At 66.5% G+C, this 22,513-nt stretch carries 22 protein-coding genes and 1 pseudogene; 10 read left to right on the top strand and 13 right to left on the bottom strand.

Annotated elements, in window-relative coordinates:
- Positions 1 to 17 precede the first annotated feature (17 nt).
- Positions 18 to 965, bottom strand: a complete 948-nt coding sequence (locus ACQCVD_RS05965; protein WP_426822799.1) for a GlxA family transcriptional regulator — start codon at positions 963 to 965, stop codon at positions 18 to 20.
- A 124-nt stretch (positions 966 to 1,089) separates the two neighbouring features.
- Between ACQCVD_RS05965 and ACQCVD_RS05960 the strand changes: the two genes are divergently transcribed.
- Positions 1,090 to 1,710 carry an isochorismatase family protein gene (locus ACQCVD_RS05960; RefSeq protein WP_426822798.1) on the top strand — a complete coding sequence of 207 codons (621 nt, stop codon included), beginning with the start codon at positions 1,090 to 1,092 and terminating at the stop codon, positions 1,708 to 1,710.
- Positions 1,711 to 1,906: 196 nt separating this feature from the next.
- Here ACQCVD_RS05960 and ndk read toward each other — a convergent pair whose 3' ends face one another.
- Together ndk and ACQCVD_RS05950 are read right to left on the bottom strand one after the other, a co-directional pair.
- Positions 1,907 to 2,317, bottom strand: coding sequence for a nucleoside-diphosphate kinase (gene ndk / locus ACQCVD_RS05955; protein WP_426822797.1), 411 nt, complete (start codon positions 2,315 to 2,317; stop codon positions 1,907 to 1,909).
- A gap of 93 nt (positions 2,318 to 2,410) precedes the next feature.
- Positions 2,411 to 2,731: a hypothetical protein gene (locus tag ACQCVD_RS05950; RefSeq protein ID WP_426822796.1), complete on the bottom strand. Its 321-nt coding sequence runs from the start codon at positions 2,729 to 2,731 to the stop codon at positions 2,411 to 2,413.
- Between the two features lie 126 nt (positions 2,732 to 2,857).
- Between ACQCVD_RS05950 and ACQCVD_RS05945 the strand changes: the two are divergent.
- The 4 genes and pseudogenes from ACQCVD_RS05945 to ACQCVD_RS05930 all read left to right on the top strand — a co-directional run bounded on the left by ACQCVD_RS05945 (position 2,858) and on the right by ACQCVD_RS05930 (position 5,520).
- Positions 2,858 to 3,881, top strand: a pseudogene (locus ACQCVD_RS05945) (pirin family protein).
- Positions 3,882 to 3,885: 4 nt separating this feature from the next.
- Positions 3,886 to 4,239 (top strand): GNAT family N-acetyltransferase, encoded by a 354-nt coding sequence (locus ACQCVD_RS05940; protein WP_426822795.1) that lies wholly within the window; start codon positions 3,886 to 3,888, stop codon positions 4,237 to 4,239.
- Between the two features lie 11 nt (positions 4,240 to 4,250).
- Positions 4,251 to 4,715 (top strand): carboxymuconolactone decarboxylase family protein, encoded by a 465-nt coding sequence (locus tag ACQCVD_RS05935; protein WP_426822863.1) that lies wholly within the window; start codon positions 4,251 to 4,253, stop codon positions 4,713 to 4,715.
- A gap of 109 nt (positions 4,716 to 4,824) precedes the next feature.
- A complete protein-coding gene (locus tag ACQCVD_RS05930) occupies positions 4,825 to 5,520 on the top strand; it encodes an aspartate/glutamate racemase family protein (protein WP_426822794.1) in 696 nt (231 codons plus the stop codon).
- 41 nt (positions 5,521 to 5,561) lie between these two features.
- Here ACQCVD_RS05930 and ACQCVD_RS05925 read toward each other — a convergent pair whose 3' ends face one another.
- The 3 genes from ACQCVD_RS05925 to ACQCVD_RS05915 all read right to left on the bottom strand — a co-directional run bounded on the left by ACQCVD_RS05925 (position 5,562) and on the right by ACQCVD_RS05915 (position 10,306).
- Positions 5,562 to 5,984: a DUF4233 domain-containing protein gene (locus ACQCVD_RS05925; protein WP_426822793.1), complete on the bottom strand. Its 423-nt coding sequence runs from the start codon at positions 5,982 to 5,984 to the stop codon at positions 5,562 to 5,564.
- Positions 5,981 to 7,453: a bifunctional tetrahydrofolate synthase/dihydrofolate synthase gene (gene folC, locus ACQCVD_RS05920; protein WP_426822862.1), complete on the bottom strand. Its 1,473-nt coding sequence runs from the start codon at positions 7,451 to 7,453 to the stop codon at positions 5,981 to 5,983. Before folC ends, ACQCVD_RS05925 begins: the two co-directional genes overlap by 4 nt.
- Positions 7,454 to 7,576: 123 nt before the next feature.
- Entirely contained in the window at positions 7,577 to 10,306 is a 2,730-nt protein-coding gene (locus ACQCVD_RS05915; RefSeq protein WP_426822792.1) for a valine--tRNA ligase, read from the bottom strand.
- A gap of 62 nt (positions 10,307 to 10,368) precedes the next feature.
- Between ACQCVD_RS05915 and ACQCVD_RS05910 the strand changes: the two genes are divergently transcribed.
- A complete protein-coding gene (locus ACQCVD_RS05910; RefSeq protein WP_426822791.1) occupies positions 10,369 to 11,094 on the top strand; it encodes a MerR family transcriptional regulator in 726 nt (241 codons plus the stop codon).
- Positions 11,091 to 11,858, top strand: coding sequence for a hypothetical protein (locus ACQCVD_RS05905; protein WP_426822790.1), 768 nt, complete (start codon positions 11,091 to 11,093; stop codon positions 11,856 to 11,858). Before ACQCVD_RS05910 ends, ACQCVD_RS05905 begins: the two co-directional genes overlap by 4 nt.
- Positions 11,859 to 11,919: 61 nt before the next feature.
- Here the strand turns inward: ACQCVD_RS05905 and ACQCVD_RS05900 are convergent, their stop codons facing one another.
- The 3 genes from ACQCVD_RS05900 to ACQCVD_RS05890 form a co-directional block, all read right to left on the bottom strand.
- A complete protein-coding gene (locus tag ACQCVD_RS05900) occupies positions 11,920 to 12,207 on the bottom strand; it encodes a hypothetical protein (protein WP_426822789.1) in 288 nt (95 codons plus the stop codon).
- Positions 12,208 to 12,246: 39 nt separating this feature from the next.
- Entirely contained in the window at positions 12,247 to 13,764 is a 1,518-nt protein-coding gene (locus ACQCVD_RS05895; RefSeq protein WP_426822788.1) for an Hsp70 family protein, read from the bottom strand.
- Between the two features lie 122 nt (positions 13,765 to 13,886).
- Entirely contained in the window at positions 13,887 to 14,861 is a 975-nt protein-coding gene (locus ACQCVD_RS05890) for a malate dehydrogenase (protein WP_426822787.1), read from the bottom strand.
- 362 nt (positions 14,862 to 15,223) lie between these two features.
- Between ACQCVD_RS05890 and ACQCVD_RS05885 the strand changes: the two genes are divergently transcribed.
- Entirely contained in the window at positions 15,224 to 15,970 is a 747-nt protein-coding gene (locus ACQCVD_RS05885; protein ID WP_426822786.1) for a TetR/AcrR family transcriptional regulator, read from the top strand.
- A 34-nt stretch (positions 15,971 to 16,004) separates the two neighbouring features.
- Here the strand turns inward: ACQCVD_RS05885 and clpX are convergent, their stop codons facing one another.
- Together clpX and ACQCVD_RS05875 are read right to left on the bottom strand one after the other, a co-directional pair.
- Entirely contained in the window at positions 16,005 to 17,279 is a 1,275-nt protein-coding gene (clpX, locus tag ACQCVD_RS05880) for an ATP-dependent Clp protease ATP-binding subunit ClpX (RefSeq protein ID WP_426822785.1), read from the bottom strand.
- 673 nt (positions 17,280 to 17,952) lie between these two features.
- The gene (locus ACQCVD_RS05875) at positions 17,953 to 19,422 is read right to left on the bottom strand and encodes an aldehyde dehydrogenase family protein (RefSeq protein WP_426822784.1); all 1,470 of its coding nucleotides are present in this window, start codon (positions 19,420 to 19,422) and stop codon (positions 17,953 to 17,955) included.
- A 261-nt stretch (positions 19,423 to 19,683) separates the two neighbouring features.
- On the opposite strand from ACQCVD_RS05875, the gene ACQCVD_RS05870 reads away from it, so the two are divergent.
- Positions 19,684 to 20,118: a PACE efflux transporter gene (locus ACQCVD_RS05870; protein ID WP_426822783.1), complete on the top strand. Its 435-nt coding sequence runs from the start codon at positions 19,684 to 19,686 to the stop codon at positions 20,116 to 20,118.
- 84 nt (positions 20,119 to 20,202) lie between these two features.
- Here the strand turns inward: ACQCVD_RS05870 and ACQCVD_RS05865 are convergent, their stop codons facing one another.
- Positions 20,203 to 20,853, bottom strand: a complete 651-nt coding sequence (locus ACQCVD_RS05865) for a CoA transferase subunit B (protein ID WP_426822782.1) — start codon at positions 20,851 to 20,853, stop codon at positions 20,203 to 20,205.
- Entirely contained in the window at positions 20,853 to 21,596 is a 744-nt protein-coding gene (locus ACQCVD_RS05860) for a CoA transferase subunit A (RefSeq protein ID WP_426822781.1), read from the bottom strand. Before ACQCVD_RS05860 ends, ACQCVD_RS05865 begins: the two co-directional genes overlap by 1 nt.
- A gap of 129 nt (positions 21,597 to 21,725) precedes the next feature.
- Between ACQCVD_RS05860 and ACQCVD_RS05855 the strand changes: the two genes are divergently transcribed.
- Positions 21,726 to 22,502, top strand: a complete 777-nt coding sequence (locus tag ACQCVD_RS05855) for an IclR family transcriptional regulator domain-containing protein (RefSeq protein ID WP_426822780.1) — start codon at positions 21,726 to 21,728, stop codon at positions 22,500 to 22,502.
- Positions 22,503 to 22,513: the final 11 nt, after the last annotated feature.

The following is a 22,513-nucleotide window of genomic DNA, read 5'->3' as shown; positions in this document are numbered from 1 at the left end:
CGTAACAGGCAGCCGCCTCAGGAGGCGGTGAAGTGCCTGCGGTAGGAGGTCGGGGTGGTGTCATAACTGGCCAGGAAATTCTGCCGGAAGGTCACCACTGAGGCATAACCGCAGGTGTGCGCGATCCGCTCCACCGACCAGTCGGTGATCTCCAGCAATCGGCGAGCTTCGTCGAGGCGTCGCGCGTTGATCCACCTGGCCGGTGTGGCACCGGTGCGCTCCCGGAAACGCCGGGTGAAATTGCGGGTGCTCATGTTCGCCTGCGCGGCGAGCTCGGCCACCGACAACGGCTGATCCAGATTGGCCAGCACCCACTGCAGCACCTCCTGCAGGTCATCATCCGAGCCACCGGCGGGGATCGGCCGTTCGATGTACTGGGCCTGGCCACCATCGCGGTGCGGGGCGATGACCAGTTGCCGGGCGACGGCGTTCGCGGCGTCGGCGCCCAACCGGGAGCGGACCAGATGCAGGCAGGCGTCCAGGGCGGAGGCCGTGCCCGCGGAGGTGAGGATGTCACCGTGATCGAGGTAGAGCGCCTCCGACTGGACCTGAACCTGCGGTGCCAGTTCCGATAGCCGGTCGACCGAACGCCAGTGGGTCACCGCGCTTCGGCCGTCCAGCAGCCCAGAGGCCGCCACCGGGAAGGCCCCGAGACACAGCCCCGCCACGGTGGACTCGCGCTCATGCGCCGCGTGCAGGATCTCGAGCAGTTGCCTGTCCGGTGCCCGGAGATCGGGGAACCAGGAGGGCAGAACCACCATGTCCGCCGCGGCTGCCGCCTCCGGGCCCGCCAGGTTCTCCAGGACCGGCCCCTCCGCGGTGCGCACGGACCGCCCGTCGGCGCTCCAGAGCACGGTTTCCCAGTGCGGGGCGAGCCCGAGCCGGGTGACTTCCCCGAAGACCGCGAGGGGCGCGGCGGCGTGAAACATCGTGATGCCCTCGAAGACGTGGACCGCGATCTGCATGCTTTGGCTCAATTCCATCGAAAGTGTGCGCTTGTGCCACTCACGATAGCCCATCACAACTGTCAGAATGATTCCCAGGCCGGTCGAACGACCGCCGGAAGAACCCCCTGAGGAGGAATTTTCCATGACTGAACCCCGCCGCGCCCTGATCGTCGTCGACGTGCAGAACGAGTACTTCAATGGCCCTCTGGAGATCCAGTACCCGCCCCGCGACGAATCGCTGGCCAATATCCACCAGATCATCGAGACCGCGGAGGAGAACGGCCTGCCGGTCGCACTCATCGAGCACCAGTATGAGGAGGGCTTCCCGGTTTTCGCACCGGGCAGCGAGGGGCAGCGCTCCCACTCCGAGATCGAGTCCCGCGTCGGAGACGCCTGGCACCGGGTCACCAAGAACTACAGCTCGGTCTTCCCCGAGACCGGCCTCGAGGACTGGCTGAAGTCCCACAACGTCGACACCATCACCCTGGTCGGCTACATGACCAACAACTGCATCCTGGCCACCGCCGTGGACGCCGAGCCGCGCGGCGTCACCGTCGAGGTGCTGTCCGACGCCACCGGCGCCATCAACCTGTCCAATGAGGCCGGGTCCGCCCCCGCCAAGCAGGTGCACGAGACGCTCATGGCGCTGCTGAACTCCAACTTCGCCACGGTGGCCACTACCGCGGCCTGGAACTCTGCCGTCAGCGGCAAGGAGCCCCTGCCGGGCAGTAACCTGCTCGCTTCCGCCACCGGCAGCAAGTAGTCGGCCGGTGGCCCCTCCCCCACCTCCCGGGGAAGACTCGCGGGAGGTGGGGCGGCGGGGAAAGGTGCCCGGCCCGCACCACGGCAGTGCTGGAGCACGGCCACCCGGGCTCCCCGGAGTCCATATCACGCATACACCCCGTCCACCGGAATCAGTTCCGGTGGACGGGGTGTATGCGTCAAGAGCAGCGGCGGCCCTAGAGGTTCGGGAACCAGATGCCGATCTCGCGCTCGGCGGACTCCGGGGAGTCCGAGCCGTGGACGACGTTCTCACCGACGGTCAGGGCGAAATCGCCGCGGATGGTGCCCGGGGTGGCCTTGGACACCGGGTCGGTGCCGCCGGCCAGCTGGCGCCAGGCGTCGATGGCCCGCTCGCCCTCGACGATGCCGGCGATCAGCGGAGCGGAGGTGATGAACTCGACGAGCTCACCGAAGAAGGGCTTGTCCTTGTGCTCTTCGTAGTGCTTCTCCGCGGTCTCGCGGTCAGTGACGCGCAGGTCAAGAGCAGCCAGCTTCAGGCCCTTGCGCTCGATGCGGGCGATGATCTCGCCGACGTGGCCGTTGGTGACGCCGTCCGGCTTGATGAGGATGAGAGTGCGTTCAGTCATGCCGATCACTGTACCGAAGCGGTCCGTCCCCGTCGCGCTGAGGGCCACAACAATATCTCCGCCGCAGAACGCGGGGCCGCCTCCGCCCCGGCGTCACCGGGCCGTGCCACGCAGGGCCGCCACCGCTGTCCGCGCCTGCTCCGGAGTGACTCCGCGGAACCACAGCTGAACCTGATTGATCGCAGCGCTGTCGCGTCCCTCAGCGACCATCGCCCGGATGGTCTGCTCCTGCTCCGCATCGAGTTCCACCCTCGCCGGCTCCCGACGCGCGGCGGTCACGCGGAGACCGAGCACCAGGAAGATCCCCGCCACCACGATGGCGATGATCCCCAGGATCGCGGCCACATCGACGACATTGAGGATGAGGGCGACCACGCAGAATAGCACCGCCAAGCCGAAGTAGAGTCCACGCATGTTCCTCACAGTACCGCCGACGCCGCCGCCCGGCCCAGCGACAACAGGGCATCGGCTACCGTCACGGCGACAGCGGCCCGACCCGGAGCCATGTTGGTGACACGTCAACATGGCTACACTGGGAGCATGACGAACCTCGACCCCCATCCCGATGAACGCGAGCTCGCCCCCGCACCGCCGCACTGCCCAGACGGCGCCAGAGTGGAGATCATCACCTCCCGGGAAGTGCCGCTCGGCGGGCCCCGCGCCATGACCGTCCGCCGCACCCTGCCACAACGCCAGCGTTCCCTGATCGGGGCCTGGTGCTTCGTCGACCATTACGGACCGGACGACGTCTCCGCCACCGGCGGCATGGACGTCGCTCCGCACCCACACACCGGGCTGCAGACCGTGACCTGGCTGTTCGAGGGAAATGTCACCCACCACGACTCCGGCGGCAACCACGCCGTCGTCCTCCCCGGTGAAGTCAACCTCATGACGGCGGGGACCGGAATCTGCCATTCCGAGGTATCCACGCAGGACACGACGGTGCTTCACGGCGTCCAGCTGTGGACCGTGCTGCCTGATTCCGACCGCCAGACCGGCCGCCGCTTCGATCACCACGCCCCCGAGACAGTGCCCTTCGAGGGCGGGCAGGCCCTGGTCTTCATGGGCTCCCTGCTGGGATACACCTCCCCCATCACGACCTTCACCCCCTTGCTGGGCGCGGAGCTGCGCCTGGATCCCGGCGCGGAGCTGCTCCTGGACGTGGATCCGGAATACGAGCACGGTCTACTTCTCGACACGGGCGACGTGGAGCTGGAGGGTGTCGCGGTAGCGCCCACCGAGCTCGCCTACACCGGCATCGGCGAAACCCGTCTGCGGCTGCGCAACACCGGCGGTGTCCCGGCCCGGATGGTGCTGATCGGTGGGCCCCCCCTTTACCGAGGAGGTGGTGATGTGGTGGAACTTCATCGGCCGCAGTCACGAGGAGATCGCCCGGTACCGCCAGGAATGGCAGGACCACGGGGAGCGATTCGGCCACACCCGGGGCTATGTCAGCCACGACCCCCGGGGAATGGACCGGCTTCCGGCCCCGACCCTGCCCAACGCCACCATCACCCCACGTCGAAACCCCGCGCCACAGGCCCGACCAGAAGAGAGGAACTGACGTCATGACACAGGACAAGCAAGGAACCCCGGTCGCGGTCACCCGCAATGAGGCCGAGCACCGCTTCGAGATCAGCTACCCGGACACCGGTGAACTGGGCGGTTTCGCCCAGTACCTAGACCACGGGGGAGAACGGATCTTCTACCACACCGAGGTCCCCGAAAAGTTCGGGGGACGTGGCCTGGCTTCGATCCTCATCGGCGAGGCCTTGAACGCCACCACCGCTGAACAGACCGGCATCGTGGCCGTGTGCCCCTTCGTCAAGGGATACCTGGAGAAGAAGGGCCACCAGGGTCAGCACCGCCCCGGCACAACGAGTGACCTGAAGGTGCTCGAAGAGAAGTTGGGAGGCCTGTGATGCCGGACCCGATGAAACTGCCGCACCCGCCCTACATCGACAAGTTCTTCCCCAAGGTCTACCGCAGACTCCTCGACGTCTCCGCCGAGCTGCGCACGGTCTATCCGGAGGTGGACCTCCCGCTGTCCCTGATTGAACTGGTCAACGTGCGCGTCTCCCAGATCAACGGCTGCGGCACCTGTCTGAGTCTCCACGTCCCCCGGGCGGTGAAGGCCGGGGTACCGCAGTGGCAGCTGGATGCGCTGCCAGCGTGGCGCATGGTCACCGAGTTCAGCGACCGGGAGCGCGCCGCCCTGGAACTCGCAGACTCCCTGACCCTGCTGCAGGACGGGCGCGGTCACGAGGCCGGTGTCGTGGCGCTCCAGACTTTCGCCGAAGAGCAGGTGGCCGCACTGGAGTGGACGATCACGGCGATCAACGCCTTCAACCGCGTCTCCATCGCCAGTGCTCACCCCTTGTTGGGTAAACGCCAGTAGCCACTGCACAGACCGGGGCGGCGGGGAATATCGGGTGGCTGCCCCGCTGCCCCGCGGAGTACACAGGGGGCAAGGAACCACCTGACGTATACAGGAACAGGGAGAAACCATGAAGCGACTGGGACTGGTCGGCGGCACCGGGCCGGAATCCACGGTGGTGTACTACCGCGCATTGATTGCGAGCGTCCAAGAGAGGCTGGGACCGGAGGCGTTGCCGGCGGTCACGATCGATTCGCTCAGCCCCTTCGAGGTCTTCCGTTACCTCCGCGCAGACGATGTGGCGGGACTCACCGAGTACCTGCTCGCCTCGGTCAACAGGCTGGTCGCCGCCGGCGCGGAGGTGGTCAGCCTGTCCGCGAGCACCACCCACATCGTCTACGACCGCCTGGTGGAGCAGTCCCCGGTCCCCATGATCAGCGCCGTTGACGCCACCCGGGACGCCGTCCGCGCCCGGGGCATGGGACACGTGGTGCTGCTGGGCACCAGCTTCACCATGAACAATGATTTCCTCGCTCAGCCGCTGCGCGACGCCGGCATCACCGTCTCCCTCCCCGAGCCGGACGAGATCGACTGGATGCAGGAATGCATCGAAGCGGAACTGGAGCACGGCGTGGTCAAGGAGACCACCCGCCAGGAGTTCATCGGGGTGCTCGGCAGACTGAAGGCCCAGGGGGCGGAGGGCGTCATCCTGGGCTGCACCGAGCTGCCGCTCCTGCTGGACGATGAGAGTAGCCCTCTGCCCTGCATCGACACCGCCGGCGTCCACGCTGCGGCGATCACAAGAGAAATCCTCGCCGACCACTGAAGTGGTGGGCGAGGATCAGCCGACGGGGCGGGAACCGGCTACTAGGTGTGCTGGGTGACCAGCAGGCCGCGCCGCATGCGTTCGATCATGTTCTTACGCAGGTGCAGCAGGTACCACCACACGGCGATGAAGATCAGCGCCATGATGCCCATCGAGGGGTGCACGAAGATGCCGGCCAGGGCGAGCACCTGCAGGACCAGGTTTACGGGCAGGGCCCAGCGGAAACGCTGCAGGAATGCCATCACCAGGTGGGCCAGGCCGATGACGGTGACGTAGACCCAGTTGAAGGTGGTCCAGTGCGCGCCGTCATCGACCTGGAGGATCACGGTGAGCACCAGCAGCAGGGTGATGGCTTCCATCACCAGGGTGCCGGACATGACGCCGCGCAGCCCCTTCATCGGATCCTTCGCCGGTGCATGGCCGGGACCTAAGGGGCCGTACTCGATGTCGTTTTTCTGACTCATGCCGGGTCCTTCCCGAATAGTGTGCGAGCTTCGCCGGCGGTGACCACTGAACCGGTGATGATCACGCCGGAGCCGGACTGGATGTCGGTGTCTTCCGCCAACTCTACGGCCAGCTCCACCGCACCCGGAAGTTGCTCGGCCACGTGCACCCGTTCCTCCCCGAAGATGTCCCGGGCCCGCTCCGCCAGTTCATAGGTGTCCAGGGCACGCGGGGAGGTGTTCTGGGTGATGACCACCTCGGACAGGTGGGGTTCCAACTCCTGCAGAATACCGGTGGCGTCCTTATCGCCCAGAATGCCGAGCACACCGATCAGGCGGGTGAACTCGAAGTCCCGCTCCAGGGCCTGACCCAGGGAACGAGCGCCGGCGGGGTTGTGCGCGGCGTCGAGGAAGATCGTCGGCGAGGAGCGTACCCGTTCCAGCCGGCCCGGGGAGGACACGGTGGCGAACCCCTCCTTGACCGTGTTCCGGTCCAGGGCGCGATCACCCCCGGCTCCGAAGAAGGCCTCCACCGCGGCCAGGGCCACGGCGGCGTTGCGGGCCTGATGTTCCCCGGACAACGGCAGGAAGATGTCCTCGTAGTCGCCGCCCAGGCCACGCAGGTGCAACTGCTGACCGCCCACGGCGATCGTCGAGGATACCACGCCGAAATGGGCGCCAGCCTGGGCCACGGCGGCATCCACCTGGATGGCCTGCCGCAGCAGCACCTCCAGCGCCGCCGGATCCTGCTCGGCGATGACCGCGATGTTCTCCTGCGGGGCGATCGGGTCGTCCGCGGCGCCGGAACGGGCCTTGATGATCCCGGCCTTCTCCCCCGCGATCTCCTCGATCGTGTCCCCCAGATAGTCGGTGTGGTCCATGCCGATCGGCATGATCACGGAGACGTCCGCGTCGACCACGTTGGTGGCGTCCCAGCGACCGCCCAGGCCGACCTCGACCACGGCGACGTCGACCGGGGCGTCGGCGAACGCGGCGTAGGCGATGGCCACCAGCACCTCGAACTTGCTCATCGGCACCTCGGAGCGGGCGTCGACCATCTCCACGTAGGGCTTGATCTCCCGCCAGATGCGGACGTACTCGCGCGGGTGGATCGCATGGCCGTCAATCGCGATGCGTTCCGTCACCAGCTGCAGGTGCGGGCTGGTGGTGCGGCCGGTGCGGCGGTGGAAGGCCCGCAGCAGCGATTCGATCATCCGCACCACCGAGGTCTTGCCGTTCGTGCCGGCGACGTGGATGACCGGGAAGGCCCGTTCCGGGTTGCCCAGCAGATCCATCAGCAGCTCGACCCGTTCCAGGGTGGGGTCGATCTTGGTTTCGGGCCAGCGCGTGTCCAGCTCCGCTTCGACCGCCGCCAGTTCCGACAGGTCCTCGGGCGTGATCTCGGCGGACTCGGGGGTGTGGACCTCCGCGTTGACGTCGATGGGCAGCGAGATGCCGGCCTCGTTGAGGGTGGCGTCCCCCAACGGCACATCGGCGTCCGGGTCGTAGTTGCTGTCCCGGGCGGCGGCCAGGGCCTCGGCGAGCAGGTCATCGCCGTCGGGGTGGTTCTGCCCGGTGTCCTCCGGCTTATCGGCGGAGTTGTTGTCTGTCACTTATTTCAGCCCCTCCAGGCGGGCGGTGATGCGGTCGACTTCCTCCTGGGCCACCTGGCGGCGGGTGCGGATCTTGTCCACCACCGCCTCCGGAGCCTTGGCCAGGAAGGCCTCGTTGCCCAGCTTCTTTCCGGTGGTCTCCAGCTCCTTGTGGGCGGCGGCCAGATCCTTCTCCAGGCGCTTGCGCTCGGCGGCCACGTCCACCGTGCCGGAGGTGTCCAACCCCACGGCGACGGTTGCCCGGGACAGCCGCACCTCCACGGAGGCGGATTCCGCGAAGCCTTCGGCTGGCGTCTCCAGCTTGACCAGTGAACGGATGAACTCCTCCTGGCCTGCCAGGTCGGCCGCGTTAAAGTCCACGGTGGCCGGTACCTTCTGGGAGGGCTTGACGCCCTGATCGGAGCGGAAGCGGCGGACCTCGGTGATGAGCTTCTGGGCGTCCGCGATGCGGCGGGCCGCCACCTCATCGGCGGCCGCCCCACCGTTGGTGTCGGCGGCGGTCGGCCAGTCGGCGATGACGATCGATTCCCCGTCGGTCAACGCCCGCCAGAGCACCTCGGTGACGAACGGCATGGCCGGGTGCAGCAGCCGTAGCACGGCGTCGAGCACCTGACCCAGCACCAGCTGGGTGTTGCGGCCCCGGGCCCGGGTGGTGTCATCGGCGTCGGCGAACTCCCGCGGGATCTGGGTCTTGGCGATCTCCACGTACCAGTCGCACAGCTCGTCCCACGCGAAGTGGTAGAGCTCCTCGTTGGCCTTGGCGAACTGGTAGTTGTCGTAGTAGCCGTCCACGGCCACCCGCACCTGCTCCAGGCGGTCCAGGATCCAGCGGTCAGCGTCGGTCAGATCCGCCCGGTCCGGCAGGTCGCCGACCTCGGCGCCGTTCAGCAGCGCGAACTTGGTGGCGTTGAACAGCTTGGTGGCGAAGTTGCGTGAGCTCTGTGCGGAGTCCTCGCCCACGGGCAGGTCCACGCCCGGGTTGGCGCCACGTGCCAGGGTGAAACGCAGGGCGTCGGCGCCGAAGCGCTCGACCCAGTCCATGGGGTCGATGCCGTTGCCCAGGGACTTGGACATCTTCCGGCCGTGCTCGTCACGGACCAGGCCGTGCAGGAAGAGGTCGGTGAAGGGGATCTGCGGGCGGCCGTCCGTGCCCTCGCCCAGGAGCTCCGGGGTGATCTCGGCGGCGAAGGTGCCGAACATCATCATCCGCGCCACCCAGAAGAACAGGATGTCGTACGCGGTGACCAGCACCGAGGTGGGATAGAACTTCTTGAGCTCTGCGGTGTCGTCCGGCCAGCCCATGGTGGAGAACGGCCACAGGGCGGAGCTGAACCAGGTGTCCAGGACGTCCGGGTCCTGCACATAGCCCTCGGGAGCCTGCTCGTCCGGGCCGATGCAGACCACGTCGCCGTCCGGTCCGTACCAGATGGGGATGCGGTGGCCCCACCACAGCTGGCGCGAGATCGTCCAGTCGTGCATGTCATCAACCCAGTCGAAGTAGCGCGGTTCCAGCGACTCCGGATGGACAGTGGTGTCACCCTCGCGGATGGCGTCACCGGCCATCGTCGCCAGGTGTTCGACCTTGACGAACCACTGCAGCGACAACCGCGGCTCGATGGCCTCGCCGGAACGCTCCGAGTGGCCGACCGAGTGGACGTAGGGCCGGACCTCCTTGACGATGCGGCCCTGCTCCGCCAGCGCCTCGCGCACCTGCACCCGGGCCTCCTCGCGGGTCAGGCCGTCGAAGGCGGTGCCGGTGTCGCAGATGTGGCCGGTCTCGTCCATGATCGTGGGCATGTCGAGGTCGTGACGCAGGCCCATGGCGTAGTCGTTCGGGTCATGCGCCGGGGTGATCTTCACCGCGCCGGAGCCGAACTCGGGATCCACGTAGTCGTCGGCGATGACCTGCAGCGTGAGATCCGCACGGAAAGGGTGCGGCAGGGTCGTCCCCACCAGGTCAGCGTAGCGCTCATCGTCCGGGTGGACCGCGATGGCGACGTCGCCCAGCATCGTCTCCACGCGCGTGGTGGCCACGACGATGTGCGGCTCGTCGTCGTTGAGGGAGCCGTAGCGGAAGCTGACCAGCTCACCCTCGACGTCCTGGTACACCACCTCGATGTCCGAGACGGCCGTCTCCAGTACCGGCGACCAGTTGACCAGACGGTTGGCGCGGTAGATCATGCCGCGGTCATAGAGCTCCTTGAAGATGGTCTGCACGGCCCGGGACAGCCCCTCATCCAGGGTGAAACGCTCCCGGGACCAGTCCACGGAGTCACCGATCGCGCGCATCTGGCCGCCGATCTGTCCGCCGTAGTTCTCCTTCCACTCCCAGACCTTGGCGATGAACTCCTCGCGGGAGTAGTCGTAACGGGACTTGCCCTCGGTCTCCTTGAGCATCGCCTCGACCTTGGACTGGGTGGCGATGCCGGCGTGGTCCATGCCCGGCAGCCACAGCACCTCATAGCCCTGCATGCGCTTGCGGCGGGCCAGCCCGTCCATCAGGGTGTGGTCCAGGGCGTGGCCCATGTGCAGCTGGCCGGTCACGTTCGGCGGCGGCAGCACGATCGAGAACGGCGGCTTCTCGCTCGACGTGTCAGCGGTGAAGTAGCCGGCATCCACCCAGCCCTGGTACAGGTCGGCCTCTACGGCCTTCGGATCCCAGGACTTGGGCAGCTTATCGGCGCGGTTCGTGCTCGTGTTCTCGGAAGTCTGCTCAGTCACGGGCACCATCTTAGCCGGTGCTCAACTCCGCTTGACCCCGACGTGACGTCATGGTTTAAAACTCAGGGATCATGAGGATCTCAGAGGTCGCCCGGGCCGCCGGTTGCTCGGTCCGCGCCATCCGCCACTACCACGCCTCCGGGGCGCTACCGGAGCCCCCGCGCAGTTCGAACGGCTACCGCGAGTACGGGATCGGCGACCTCGCCGCCCTGCTGCGGGTGCGCACCCTGGTCACCGCCGGTATCCCGTTGGCGGAGATCGACGCCGCGGGCGACAACGAGGACAACTACGCCGCGGCGCTGCAACGTATCGACGCCCGGCTGGCCGCCCTGCAGGAGCAGCGCCGCCGGGTGGTCGCGCTACGCTCCGGGGGACTGGGTGTGCCCCCGGACATCCGCGCTGGAGTGGCCGAGCTGCTGGCCGATCCCGCCCTGACCCGCCTGGAGACCGACGCCCTGGACCTGATGGGGCTGGTCGGGGTGGCCACCGAGGACACCTGGGAACGGCTCCGGAGAAATCTCGCCGACCCCGCCTGCCGGGAGATCACCCGCCGGACGGGCGAGGCGTGGCGGCACCTTGGCCGGCTGCGGGCCAACGATCCTGCCGCCGGTCCGCTCATTGACCAGCTGCTGTCCTGGGCGGACCGCGGTCTGATGGCCTGGGTGACCTCGACGCTGCGATCTGGTGATCTGCCGTTGAGCATCGCCGAGATCACCGTCACCGGGGCGCAGGGCCGTGCGGTGGCAGTACTGACGGATCGGACGATGGACTCCGGGGACGGGTCCGAGTCGTCATGAGAAAAGTGCTGGCCGGAATTGGCCTCGGCGTCCTGGCCGCTGACCTGTACCTGGTGGGCATCGGCCGGATCAGTGGACCGGTGGCAGTCGTCTCGCTGCTGGCCGGGGAGTTCCTGCTGTTCAGCCTGTTCCTGCTGGTGTCCCACCGGCAGTCCCGACGACTCGGGGTGCCACTGACCCAGCTGGTCCCACCGTTGCGCCTGGTCACTGTGGAAGCCGGTGCCTGGGCGGACTTGTGGCGGCTGTTCCGGGGCCGGGTCGTGGTACCGGAAGGCGCGGTAGCCCTGCCTGCCCGGCAGGGTATCTGGCAGCTGCCCGTGATGTTCTCGGCGGCCGTGGGGATCGAGATCATGGCAGTGGAGCTGTTGCTGCCGTGGCCCTGGGTCCGTCTGGTGCTGCTGATCCTGTCCCTGTATTCCCTGCCGTTATTCTGGGGCTTCTTCGCCGCACAGAGCGTGCGGCCGTACTATATCGACCGCAACGCGTTGGTGCTGCGACACGGCCGCACTGTGGTGGCGCGGGTGCCCCGGACCTCGGTTGACACGGTGACCGGACAACGCCGCTTCGATGACGGAGAGTGGGCCATCTCGGACGAAGCCTTGATGTTGGGCAGCTCCACCGGCACGAATGTGACGCTGACATTGCGCAGCCCGGTCTCTGCGACCGCCCAGCGTTGGTTCTGGCAGCCCGGGCAGATCACGCCGGTCCGCCGCATCCACCTATGGCTCGATGAGCCCGGACAGCTGGTCATGAGCCCGTCCTAACCGGGCTGCCCCCGGTACCGTTCCCCGCATGGATGGCACGGACACCGCCGCAGTCTGCCCGTCACGACGCAGATCCACCCGGGTCTTCCCGGTCCGAAGCAGATATCCATCCGGCCGCGAAAGTGAACAGCCCGGCGAATGCCGGGAACAGACTGAGTCCGGCGGCGCCGATGAGGTTGATGATCACCGAGACGGCGTACTGCGCCGCTGCCATGAGGAACAGGAATCCGCCCAGGGCAGAGGTCTTGGCGACCAGGGGATGGCTCGGTTTCGGTTGTCGGGCCGCCCCCGCCGCCGTCACCGCCACTACCGCGGCGGCGGAAATGACGGCCACGCCAAACCAGTTCACGGGCCTCCCTTGTTGGTTCCGCGGGCGATCCGCGCAGCTTTAACGCGGGGTCACCGAGGCTTCCACGACGAAGGGGTCCCCCTCTCGGGCGACCTCGATCCGGATGGCGGTGATGCCGTCCGGATCGACGATGACGGTTTCGGTCACCTCCGGGCCGTCGTCGCGCCGTTCCACCGGGATCGCGGCCAGGTCCGTAACGCCGGCCAGCGCCGGGTCGAAGGGCACCGCGAGCTCTGCGATCAGGCTGAGATCCCCCGGATGATCAGCGGCGGCTCCGATGGCGGCGTACTCCACGAAACGGAACCAACCGACGTTGTGGGCGGCCCGGTAACGCCTGGTCACCCGGATGCTGCCATCCGCCCCGGGCTCCGTCTCCGGTGCCACCAACGAATCGAAGCTCACGGCCTGACCGGCGTCACGCTCCCGGAACACCCCGATGCCGCGGGAGAGCCGGTCACGCAGGTGGTAGTCGGAGTCCGGGTCCGCGGCGATCGCCAGGCCCACGGCAGTTGAGGCCGCGGGGAAGGGAGAACGGTGGACGCGTCGGCCGAACCGCTCGCGCAGCAGCCGGGGCACCAGGGGCAGCGCGGAGGCACCGCCCACCAGGTAGACCCCGGCGATGTCGGTATCCTTCAGCGCATTGTCCAGGTCCTCGGCCTCCCGGCCGATCAACGGCCGCAGCGCCCCCAGTGTCTGCTCGACCAACGGGGTCACGGCATCGTAGAAGGCGGTGACCGGTACCACCACGTCCTGCTCCCCGAGCTCCAGGATCAGCCGACGGGACTGGGGCACGAGGTTCTCCTTGGCGGAACGTGCCTCGTCGACGAGACGGCGGCGGGCGCGCCGGCCGAAAGCATCATTGTCTCGCCCGGACTCGGTCACGGCCAGGTCCGCGAGTGTCTCATCAAAGTCATCGCCGCCCAGACGGCCGATGCCGAGGGAGGTGACCACCTCATGCTCGGTACCCTCGATCCGGACCAGGGTGGTGTCGAAGGTGCCGCCGCCCAGGTCGTAGACGATCACGGAGCTGCGGCGGGAGTTCAGCATCTTCGGGTGGCGGTGGGTGTACTCGAAGGCGGCCGCGCTGGGTTCATTGACCAGGCCCAGCACGGTGGCGCCCGCCCGGGTGAAGGCGTCCAGGGTCAGCAGCCGCTGCGCACTGTGGGAGTTGGCGGGCACGCCCAGCACAATCTCCACATCCGAGGTGTCCCCTAGAGCCTCCTGGTGCGCCCGCACCCGGCTCAACACGTAGCTGGCGAAAGCCTGCAGGACATCACCCAGCGGGCGAGGGTTGTCGCCGAGCCGTACCGGGGTGTCCGCGGTGACCTGCTCCCGGGTCAGGATCCGTTTGAAGGAGCGGATCAGGGTGGGGTTGTCCTCCCCCAGCGCCACCGCCTCCCAGCCGGCGACGAGTTCCCCGTCGTGCAGCGCGACAACCGAGGGGATGTATTCGTGGGCGTCACCGAAGGTGTCCTCCACGGAGAGAACGGGATAGTTGCCACGGTCGACAACCGCCACCGCAGTGCGGGTGGTGCCGAAATCAATGCCGAAACGCATGCCATGACATTAGCACCGGTGTGGGCGCCCAGCTGGGGAATCGACACCCGTTGGGGAAACTTCAGGTGCAGGGACTCACCCGGTTCCCCGGCCGGTGTCGGCCCCGCGAGCCAGCCACCGTGTCAGGGCAGCAGATCCGCCACCGCGTCGCGCTCCTGTTCCAGCTCGGTGACGTTCACGGCGATGCGCTCGCGCTGGAAGTCGGTGAGGTCCAGCCCCTCGACCACTTCCCAACGGCCGCCCCGGGCCACCGTCGGCAGGCCGACGACCAGGCCCTCCGGGATGCCGTAGACCCCGGGCGACGGAATGGCGGCAGAGACCCATTGTTCCGTGCCCTGCACCCAGTCGCGCAGGTGATCCACCGCGGAGGAGGCGGCGGAGGCCGCCGAGGATTTGCCACGGACCTCAATGATCTCGGCCCCGCGCCTGGCCACCCGGGGAATGAATTCCCCGGTGTACCAGTCCCCGTCAATCAGCTCCCGGACCGGGCGGTCGTCGACGGTGGCCCAGGTGATGTCCGGGAACTGGGTGGCGGAGTGGTTGCCCCACACCACCAGCCGTTCGAAGGCGGTGGTGGGTCGGTCCAGCTTCCCGGCCAGCTGGGCCAGCGCCCGGTTGTGGTCCAGCCGCATCATCGCGTTGAAGCGTTCCGCCGGCACGTCGGGCGCCGCAGCGGCGGCGATCAGGGCGTTGGTGTTGGCCGGGTTACCGACCACGAGCACCCGGACGTCGTCGGCCGCATGGTCGTTGATGGCCTTGCCCTGCGGCCCGAAGATCTTGCCGTTCGCCTGGAGGAGATCCGCACGTTCCTCGCCCTTACTCCGCGGCTTGGCGCCCACCAGGAAAGCGGCGTTGGCACCGTCGAAGGCTACGGCCGGATCATCCGTGAGAACCACTTTGTGCAGGAGCGGGAAGGCGGAATCGGCCAGTTCCATGACGACGCCCTCAGCGGCCCCGAGGGCATCCGGGATCTCCAACAGCCGGAGTTCGACCGGAATCTCCGGCCCATAGATCTCGCCGGCGGCGATGCGCCACAGCAGGGAGTAGGCGATCTGTCCGGCGGCGCCGGTCACGGTGACTTTCTTCGGGGCGGTCATGTCTTAGAACCTTCCTGTCCAGTCTCCACTCATGGTGTGCTCCCCCAGCCTAATGACTCAGCGCGGGCTTTCGCCTGCGATGCAGTACCGCCCGAGGGCGGCACCCGGCACCTCCCCCAAATTCCGGGTCGCCCGTTACTACCCCCAAAGCGGTGCAGATCGATGAACACAGCTCCACCCGACTACCCCCGGTCATTCTAGGACTACCAGCGGATTGTCCGGAGGGCGGACGAATAGGCACGTCTTTACCCACAGCCGGCAGGGTTTTTCGGGCACGATAGAGGCGATCGCCACGGGCCCACCATGGTACCGATTGATGATCCCGGCACAATCCCACCCCTCGATCCGGAAGGACGACCGTAATGAGTCTCGACGAATCAGACTTCTCGGCACTGGATGCCAGAGATGTTGGCGATGAGTCGGTCTCCCCGGAGCAGGTCATTTCCGCCGCTGTCGAAGAGTTTGCGGAACACGGTTACACCGACACCAAGCTCGAGCAGATCGCCAAGCTGTCCGGTATGTCCAAGCGCATGATCCACTACCACTTCGGCGATAAGCTGGGACTGTACCTCCAGGCCCTAGCCGAAGCGATGGCCCGGCTCCACCCGGATCCTGAGGATATGGAACTGGATTCCACGGTGCCGGTGGAAGGCGTCCGAAAGCTCGTCGATGCGATCTTCCTCCGCTTTGCCGAGCACCCCGAGGCGGTGCGGATGATCCTGCTGGAGAACCTGCACCACTACGCGGATCTGAAGGACTTCTCCCCCATCCCCGACGAGGCGTCGATCACGCTCCATCTGGACAAGCTGCTGATGCTCGGACAGGATGCCGGAGCCTTCCGCCCCGGGATCTCCGCCTACGATGTTTTCCTGCTGATCTCCGCGTTGTCCTGTTATCCGGTATCCAACGGTGAGACGGCGCTGGCCTCCTTCGGGGTGGACCTGGGAATCCCGGACAATCAGAGCGGCATCCACCGACTGGTGGTTGATTCCGTGCTGGCTTTCCTGACGTCGAATATCCCGCATTCCGGGGAGGACAGCTACCTCGTGCCGGTGGGCGATGGCCCGTCCTCGCAGGTGGGGCAGGACATCTACGGAGACGAAACCTAACTTCTCCCGCCGGCCCCCTGGCAGTTGCCCGGGATCAGGCGGTCTTTTCCGCGCTCTCGTCAAGAGCCAGCTCCGGCTCCGCTTCCCCGCGCACGGCCTCGGCGGTGAGTGTCACGCCCACCACGTCCGCCCGGTCCGGAATGTCATACATGACCGGAACCAGCAGCTCCTCCATGATGGCCCGGAGCCCGCGGGCACCGGTACCCCGGTCCAGGGCCTTCTCTGCGATCTCGCCGAGGGCTCCCTCGGCGAAGGACAGGGAGACCCCATCCATCTCAAAGAGCCGCTGGTACTGCTTGACCAGGGAATTCCGCGGTTCCGTAAGAACCTTCACCAACGATTCCCGGTCCAGGTTCTCCACGGTGGCCACCACGGGGAGCCGACCGATGAACTCCGGGATCAGCCCGAACTTCACCAGGTCCTCGGGGCGGACCCGCCCGAAGATCTCCTTGTCCTTGACCTGCTCGGCGGATTCGATGGCGGCTCCGAAACCAATTCCCTTCTTGCCCACCCGGTCCTGAATGACCTTCTCCAGGCCGGCGAAGGCACCTGCCACAATAAACAGCACGTTGGTGGTGTCCAGCTGAATGAACTCCTGGTTCGGGTGCTTGCGTCCGCCCTGTGGGGGGATGGAGGCGGTGGTGCCCTCCAGGATTTTCAGCAGGGCCTGCTGTACACCTTCACCAGAGACGTCGCGGGTGATCGAGGGGTTCTCCGACTTCCGGGAGATCTTGTCCACCTCGTCGATGTAAATGATGCCGCGCTGCGCCTTTGCCACGTCATAATCCGCTGCCTGCAGCAGCTTGAGCAGAATGTTCTCCACGTCCTCACCCACATAGCCGGCCTCCGTCAGGGAGGTCGCGTCGGCGATGGTGAAGGGGACGTCGAGCAACCGGGCCAGGGTCTGCGCGAGGTAGGTCTTACCGGAACCGGTGGGCCCCAGCAGAAGGATATTCGACTTGGCGAGCTCGATGTCCTCCTCGGAGTTCTTCAGGGTGCGCTGCTCATCACTGCGGATGCGCTTGTAATGGTTGTACACCGCTACGGAGAGAATGCGCTTGGCATCATTCTGGCCGATCACGTACTGATCCAGGAAGGCAGAAATCTCGGAGGGACGCGGAAGGGTGTTCTCCTCCGGGTTCTCCTGGGCCTGGGCGCCGATCTCCTCTTCGATGATCTCATTGCAGAGTTCAATGCACTCATCGCAGATGTACACACCACCACCGGCGATCAGCTTCTTCACCTGCTTCTGACTCTTTCCGCAGAAGGAGCACTTGAGCAGGTCGGCGCTTTCTTGCATACGTGCCATAAGGTGATTCGTTCTCGCTTCACAGTTGAGGTCGTGCGGCAAAGCAGATGACTATTCCCCCACTCTAACCACAGGCGCATGTCGCACGCGAGTATGGCGTGACTTGCCGGACTGGGGTGGGGCGGATCCCTGCTTTGGGCCTCCAGTTTAAGCGAAGTGTCAACCTTCCGGCCGTTCCCCGGGACCACCCCGGGAAACGAACTCGTCCTATCGCCGTCACGCTGACCGCTCGTAGCTGTGCAGAATAACTGATGGTCAGCACCAGCGAGATGATGACCAACAACGAACCGACGAGCATCACCAGCAGAGTCCGGTGCAGCTGCCCGGCTGGGTCCCCGCCGACGAGGATGCCGCAGCATCCCGCTAATGCGCACCTGAGGAGGATCACCAGCACGTGCCAGACACTCACCACGCCGCGAACCGGCCAAACCGCGGCCCACCCTCTGAACGCCCAGTTCCCCCTGAGACTCCGGCCGCTGGGCAACCTCGGTGTCAGCGGGTGACACAGTTGCTGAAGGAACTTGTCAGTTTTGTCACCCGAAACTGACACAAAGCTTCTGCAACGCAGTCACCCGCCCGCAGTCTCACTTCACCCGACGCCTCACCGCACCCGCCGGAAACCTCACCGCACCCAAAACCTCACCGCGCCCGAAGCCTCATCGGGCGCTGCGTCTTAACCGCGCCGGATGCTGATCCAACGGTCCGTGGTGAATTCCTCGATCAGCCACTCGCCGTTGAACCGGCCGAGACCGGAGTTCTTCACGCCACCGAACATGACGTGCGGCTCGTCGTCGACCGTGATGGAGTTGACGTGCACCATCCCGGATTCGATCTGCAGGGCCACCCGGTCGCCGCGGTCGAGGTCACGGGTGAATACCGCGGCACTCAACCCGAATTCGACACTGTTGGCCAGTTCGACGGCGTGTGCTTCATCGTCCGCCTTGAGCACCCCGATCAGCGGACCGAAGATCTCCTCGCGGGCGATCTCCATGTCGGCGGTGACGTCGGCGAAGACGTGTGGGGCGACCACCCGGCCCTCGATCGGCCCCTCGACCAGGACGCGGGCCCCCTCCTGCTTCGCGGTGGCGATCTTCTCTTTGAGTCCGTCCAGCTGGGAATCGTTGACGATCGGCCCCACCATGGTCTTCTCGTCCGAGGGGTCACCGGCTGTGACCTGCCGGGCGGCGGCCGCGAACTTCTCGAGGAATTCATCGTAGATGGACTGGTCCACAATCACGCGGTTGGTGGCCATGCAGATCTGCCCCTGGTGAAGGAAGCTGCCGGTCACAGCAGCCTTCACCGCGGCATCGACGTCGGCGTCGTCGAGCACCACCAGGGGCGCGTTGCCGCCGAGTTCCAGGGCCACCTGCTTGAGTGGCCCGCCGTCCATGGCCAGGGCGCCCAGTCGCTTGCCCACCGGAGTGGAACCGGTGAAGGAGATGAACGCCGGGGTGCCGTGCGTGACGAAATAGTCGCCGATCTCCGAGCCGCGGCCAGCCAGCGTGCTGATCACCCCATCCGGAACCCCCGCCAGTTCGAAGATGCGGGCGAGCAGGATTCCGCCGGTGATGGGGGTGTCGCTCGCGGGTTTGAGCACCACGGCGTTGCCGAGTGCCAGCGCCGGGGCGACGGAGCGGATCGACAGGTGCAGCGGGAAGTTCCATGGACTGATCACCCCGACGACGCCCTTGGCCTGCCGGTACACGCGGTTCTGCTGTCCCGGGGTGTTCGACGGCATGATGGCACCGTGGGAGCGGGCCGGGAAGGAGGCGGCCTCGCGGGTGATTGCCGCAGCGAGGTTGACCTCCAGGTTCGCCTTGCCACGGGTGGAGCCGGACTCGCGGATGAGCAGATCCACGATCTCCTCGCGGTGTTCCTCGAGCAGCTCCGCGGCGCGGGTGACCACCTGCTGGCGGTGCGCGGGGGTGGTTGCCGCCCACTCCGGCTGGGCCTTCCGCGCCGCAGCATAAGCTTCGTCGACGTCGTCACGGGAGGCCAACTTGATCTCGGTGACGGTCGAGCCGTCGTAAGGATTGCTGTCAGTGAGTACGCTCTCGGAGGATCCGGGGCGCCACTCCCCGGCGATCAGGTGGGCGTTCGCATCGATGCCGGCGAATGTGGCGGTGGATTCGGAAGTGGTCATGTCTTTCCTTTCGGGGCTGTCTGAGCCAGGGGATTTTCGTTCCGGTTACACCCCGATTGTGCCTGCAAATCCGGACCGGCCGCAGAACTGCAGCTGACCGCGGCCGCTTCCGGGGCTGTCCGTCCCGCGTGTCCCGATCCGGGTTTGCTAACCTGTCCCGCGAAGCCGTGCGGCCGTGTCGCCGGGGCTTCTTCAGTAACAACCGCATCATGGACGTGACCCGTAAGAGGCTTCCCATGTACTTTTCCCAGGAGGTCGTCTGTGTCCCCGGTCCGTCGCCGCATCATCTACGTCATCATCTATGAGGCCATCGCCATCGCGGCGGTCACTTTCGGGCTTTCCTCCCTCGGCTTCGGCGGCGGCAGCTCCGGGGTGATCGCGCTCGCCTCCTCCGCCGTCGCCATCGTGTGGAATTTCCTCTGGAACACGATGTTCGAGGCCTGGGAACGGCGCCAGCAGTCGCAGAAGCGCACCCTTCTCCGCCGTGTCGTCCATGCGGTCGGCTTCGAGGGTGGCCTGATCGTCTTCCTGGTTCCCCTGATGGCGCTCATCCTGCAGGTACCACTGGTAGAGGCGTTCTTCCTCGAATTGGGACTGCTGGTCTTCTTCCTGATCTACACCTTCGTCTACGCCTGGGTGTTTGATCTCGTGCTGCCGCCGCAGGCCAGGGTGGTCGACAGCGCCGAACCGCGGTAACCGCGGCACCGGGGAACAAGAAACCGGGTGAGCCGGTCTGTCAGCGGCTCACCCGGTTTCAGGTTCAGGTGGGAAGTTGCTCCCCTACTCCTGGATCCCCTCGCCGAGCTGGAAGTCGGCCTCGGTGATCTCGCGGAGTTCGTCCAGCGTCACGCCGTCCGCCAGTTCGACCAGGGTCAGCCCCTCATTCGGGTCGACGTCGAAGACCGCGTGGGTGGTCACGATCATGTCCACGCACTTGGCACCGGTCAGGGGCAGCACACAGGACTTCAGGACCTTCGGTGCGCCCTTCTTGGTCACGTGGTCGGTCATGGCGATGATCTTGGAGGCGCCGTGGACCAGGTCCATAGCGCCACCCATGCCCTTGACCAGCTTGCCGGGGATCATCCAGTTCGCCAGGTCACCGTACTGGGAGACCTCCATGACGCCGAGCACGGCGACGTCGATCGCCTTCGAACGGATCATGCCGAAGGAATCGGAGGAGCTGAAGTAGGAGGCGCCCTGGTTGGCGGTGATGGTCTCCTTGCCGGCGTTGATCAGTTCCGGGTCGAGCTCCTCTTCGGTCGGGTAACGGCCGACGCCGAGAATGCCGTTCTCGGAGTGGAGGATGACCTCCAGCCCCTCGGGCAGGTAGCCCGGGATCAGGGTCGGCATGCCGATGCCGAGGTTGACGTACTGGCCGTCCTCGAGTTCCTTGGCCACGCGGGCGGCCATCTGATTGTGGTCCCAGGTCATTACTTAGACACCGTCCTGTTCTCGATACCGGTTTCCTGCGGGCCGACGTGCACCACGCGGCTGACGTAGATGCCGGGCAGGTGTGCCTCGTCGGGGTCGATCTCATCCACCAGGTGTTCCGCCTGGACGATGGTGACCTTGCCGCTCATTGCGGCGTCAGGGTTGAAGTTGCGGGCGGTCTTGCGGAAGACCAGGTTGCCGAAGCGGTCCGCCTTGTGGGCGTGGACCAGGGCGAAGTCGGCCCGGATGCCCTCCTCCATCACGTACTGCTGGCCGCCGAACTCGCGGGTCTCCTTGGGCTTGGAGACGACCGCGACGGTGCCGTCGGAGTTGTAGCGCTGCGGCAGTCCGCCGTCAGCGACCTGCGTGCCCACACCAGCGGTGGTGAAGAACGCCGGGATGCCGGCGCCGCCGGCCCGCAGCCGCTCCGCCAGGGTGCCCTGCGGGGTGAATTCCACGGTCAGTTCACCCTCCAGGTACTGGCGGGCGTACTCCTTGTTGGAACCGAGGTAGGAACCGATGGACTTGGAGATCTTCTTGTCCTGCAGCAGCAGGCCCAGGCCGAAGCCGTCCGTGCCAAGGTTGTTGGAGATGATCGTCAGGTCACCGGAGCCCTGTTCACGCAGTGCGTTGATCAGCAGGGTGGGGATACCGACGAGGCCGAACCCACCGACGGCGATTGACGCACCGTCGTGGATGTCGGCCACCGCCGCATCAGTGGAGGAAAACGTCTTGTCAATCATGCCGTTCACTGTACACTGTTGTTCACGGGCTGCACAAGGGTTCGTATCGTGAACTTGATTTGGAAAGCAAACCATCTTCACGCGCCGCCCGCGCCGCCCGACCGTCACAGACCTGAAAGGAGCGTCCCCTTGTCGACGCCTGAATCCCCCAAGGTCCAGTCGCTCATACGCGGACTGTCGGTCATCCGGACGTTCAACGCGGACCGCCCCCGACAGACGCTGGTGCAGGTGGCTGAGGCGACCGGCCTGGCACGTGCCACCGCGCGGCGGTTCCTGCACACCCTGGTGGGCATCGGCTACGCCGACACCGACGGCACCGAGTTCTGGCTGACCCCCAAGATCCTGGAGCTGGGTTACAGCTACATGTCGGGGCTCGGACTGCCGGCGATCGCACAGCCACGGCTGGAAGAGCTCTCCCGCTCCCTGGGCGAGTCTTCCTCCATGTCCGTACTGGACGGCAGCGACGTCGTCTACGTCAACCGGGTTCCGGTGCGCCGCATCATGACCGTCTCGATCACGATCGGCACCCGCTTCCCCGCCTACTCCACCTCCATGGGCCGGGTTCTCCTGGCCGGGCTCCCGGAGGAGGAGCTGACCGATTACTTCGCCCAGACGGAGATCGCAGCCCTGACCCCCAACACCCTGAGCACCGAGGCCGAGCTCCGCGCCGAGCTGAGCAAGGTCCGGACGCAGGGCTGGGCCATCGTGGACCAGGAACTGGAGCCGGGGCTGCGTTCCCTCGCCGCCCCGATCCACTCCCCCAACGGCCAGGTGGTCGCCGCGATCAACCTCTCCACCCAGACCGCCGTCCACGACCTCGACGACCTGCACCGTCGTTTTCTCCCCTCCATCACGGAGACGGCCCGCCAGATCTCCGCTGATCTGGCCGCCACCGAACTGTTCTAGAAAGGACACCT

The sequence above is a fragment of the Corynebacterium halotolerans genome, from assembly GCF_050107895.1.
GTDB classification, from domain to species: Bacteria; Actinomycetota; Actinomycetes; order Mycobacteriales; family Mycobacteriaceae; genus Corynebacterium; species Corynebacterium halotolerans_B.
This window is presented reverse-complemented; position numbering and strand designations above follow the sequence as displayed.

Bases quoted from the DNA above. Each gene is read 5' to 3' on its own strand.
- ACQCVD_RS05965 (WP_426822799.1), bottom strand. From the start codon at position 965: ATGCAGATCGCGGTCCACGTCTTCGAGGGCATCACGATGTTTCACGCC.
- ACQCVD_RS05960 (WP_426822798.1), top strand. From the start codon at position 1,090: ATGACTGAACCCCGCCGCGCCCTGATCGTCGTCGACGTGCAGAACGAG.
- ndk (WP_426822797.1), bottom strand. From the start codon at position 2,317: ATGACTGAACGCACTCTCATCCTCATCAAGCCGGACGGCGTCACCAAC.
- ACQCVD_RS05950 (WP_426822796.1), bottom strand. From the start codon at position 2,731: ATGCGTGGACTCTACTTCGGCTTGGCGGTGCTATTCTGCGTGGTCGCC.
- ACQCVD_RS05940 (WP_426822795.1), top strand. From the start codon at position 3,886: ATGACACAGGACAAGCAAGGAACCCCGGTCGCGGTCACCCGCAATGAG.
- ACQCVD_RS05935 (WP_426822863.1), top strand. From the start codon at position 4,251: ATGAAACTGCCGCACCCGCCCTACATCGACAAGTTCTTCCCCAAGGTC.
- ACQCVD_RS05930 (WP_426822794.1), top strand. From the start codon at position 4,825: ATGAAGCGACTGGGACTGGTCGGCGGCACCGGGCCGGAATCCACGGTG.
- ACQCVD_RS05925 (WP_426822793.1), bottom strand. From the start codon at position 5,984: ATGAGTCAGAAAAACGACATCGAGTACGGCCCCTTAGGTCCCGGCCAT.
- ACQCVD_RS05915 (WP_426822792.1), bottom strand. From the start codon at position 10,306: ATGGTGCCCGTGACTGAGCAGACTTCCGAGAACACGAGCACGAACCGC.
- ACQCVD_RS05910 (WP_426822791.1), top strand. From the start codon at position 10,369: ATGAGGATCTCAGAGGTCGCCCGGGCCGCCGGTTGCTCGGTCCGCGCC.
- ACQCVD_RS05905 (WP_426822790.1), top strand. From the start codon at position 11,091: ATGAGAAAAGTGCTGGCCGGAATTGGCCTCGGCGTCCTGGCCGCTGAC.
- ACQCVD_RS05895 (WP_426822788.1), bottom strand. From the start codon at position 13,764: ATGCGTTTCGGCATTGATTTCGGCACCACCCGCACTGCGGTGGCGGTT.
- ACQCVD_RS05890 (WP_426822787.1), bottom strand. From the start codon at position 14,861: ATGACCGCCCCGAAGAAAGTCACCGTGACCGGCGCCGCCGGACAGATC.
- ACQCVD_RS05885 (WP_426822786.1), top strand. From the start codon at position 15,224: ATGAGTCTCGACGAATCAGACTTCTCGGCACTGGATGCCAGAGATGTT.
- clpX (WP_426822785.1), bottom strand. From the start codon at position 17,279: ATGGCACGTATGCAAGAAAGCGCCGACCTGCTCAAGTGCTCCTTCTGC.
- ACQCVD_RS05875 (WP_426822784.1), bottom strand. From the start codon at position 19,422: ATGACCACTTCCGAATCCACCGCCACATTCGCCGGCATCGATGCGAAC.
- ACQCVD_RS05865 (WP_426822782.1), bottom strand. From the start codon at position 20,853: ATGACCTGGGACCACAATCAGATGGCCGCCCGCGTGGCCAAGGAACTC.
- ACQCVD_RS05860 (WP_426822781.1), bottom strand. From the start codon at position 21,596: ATGATTGACAAGACGTTTTCCTCCACTGATGCGGCGGTGGCCGACATC.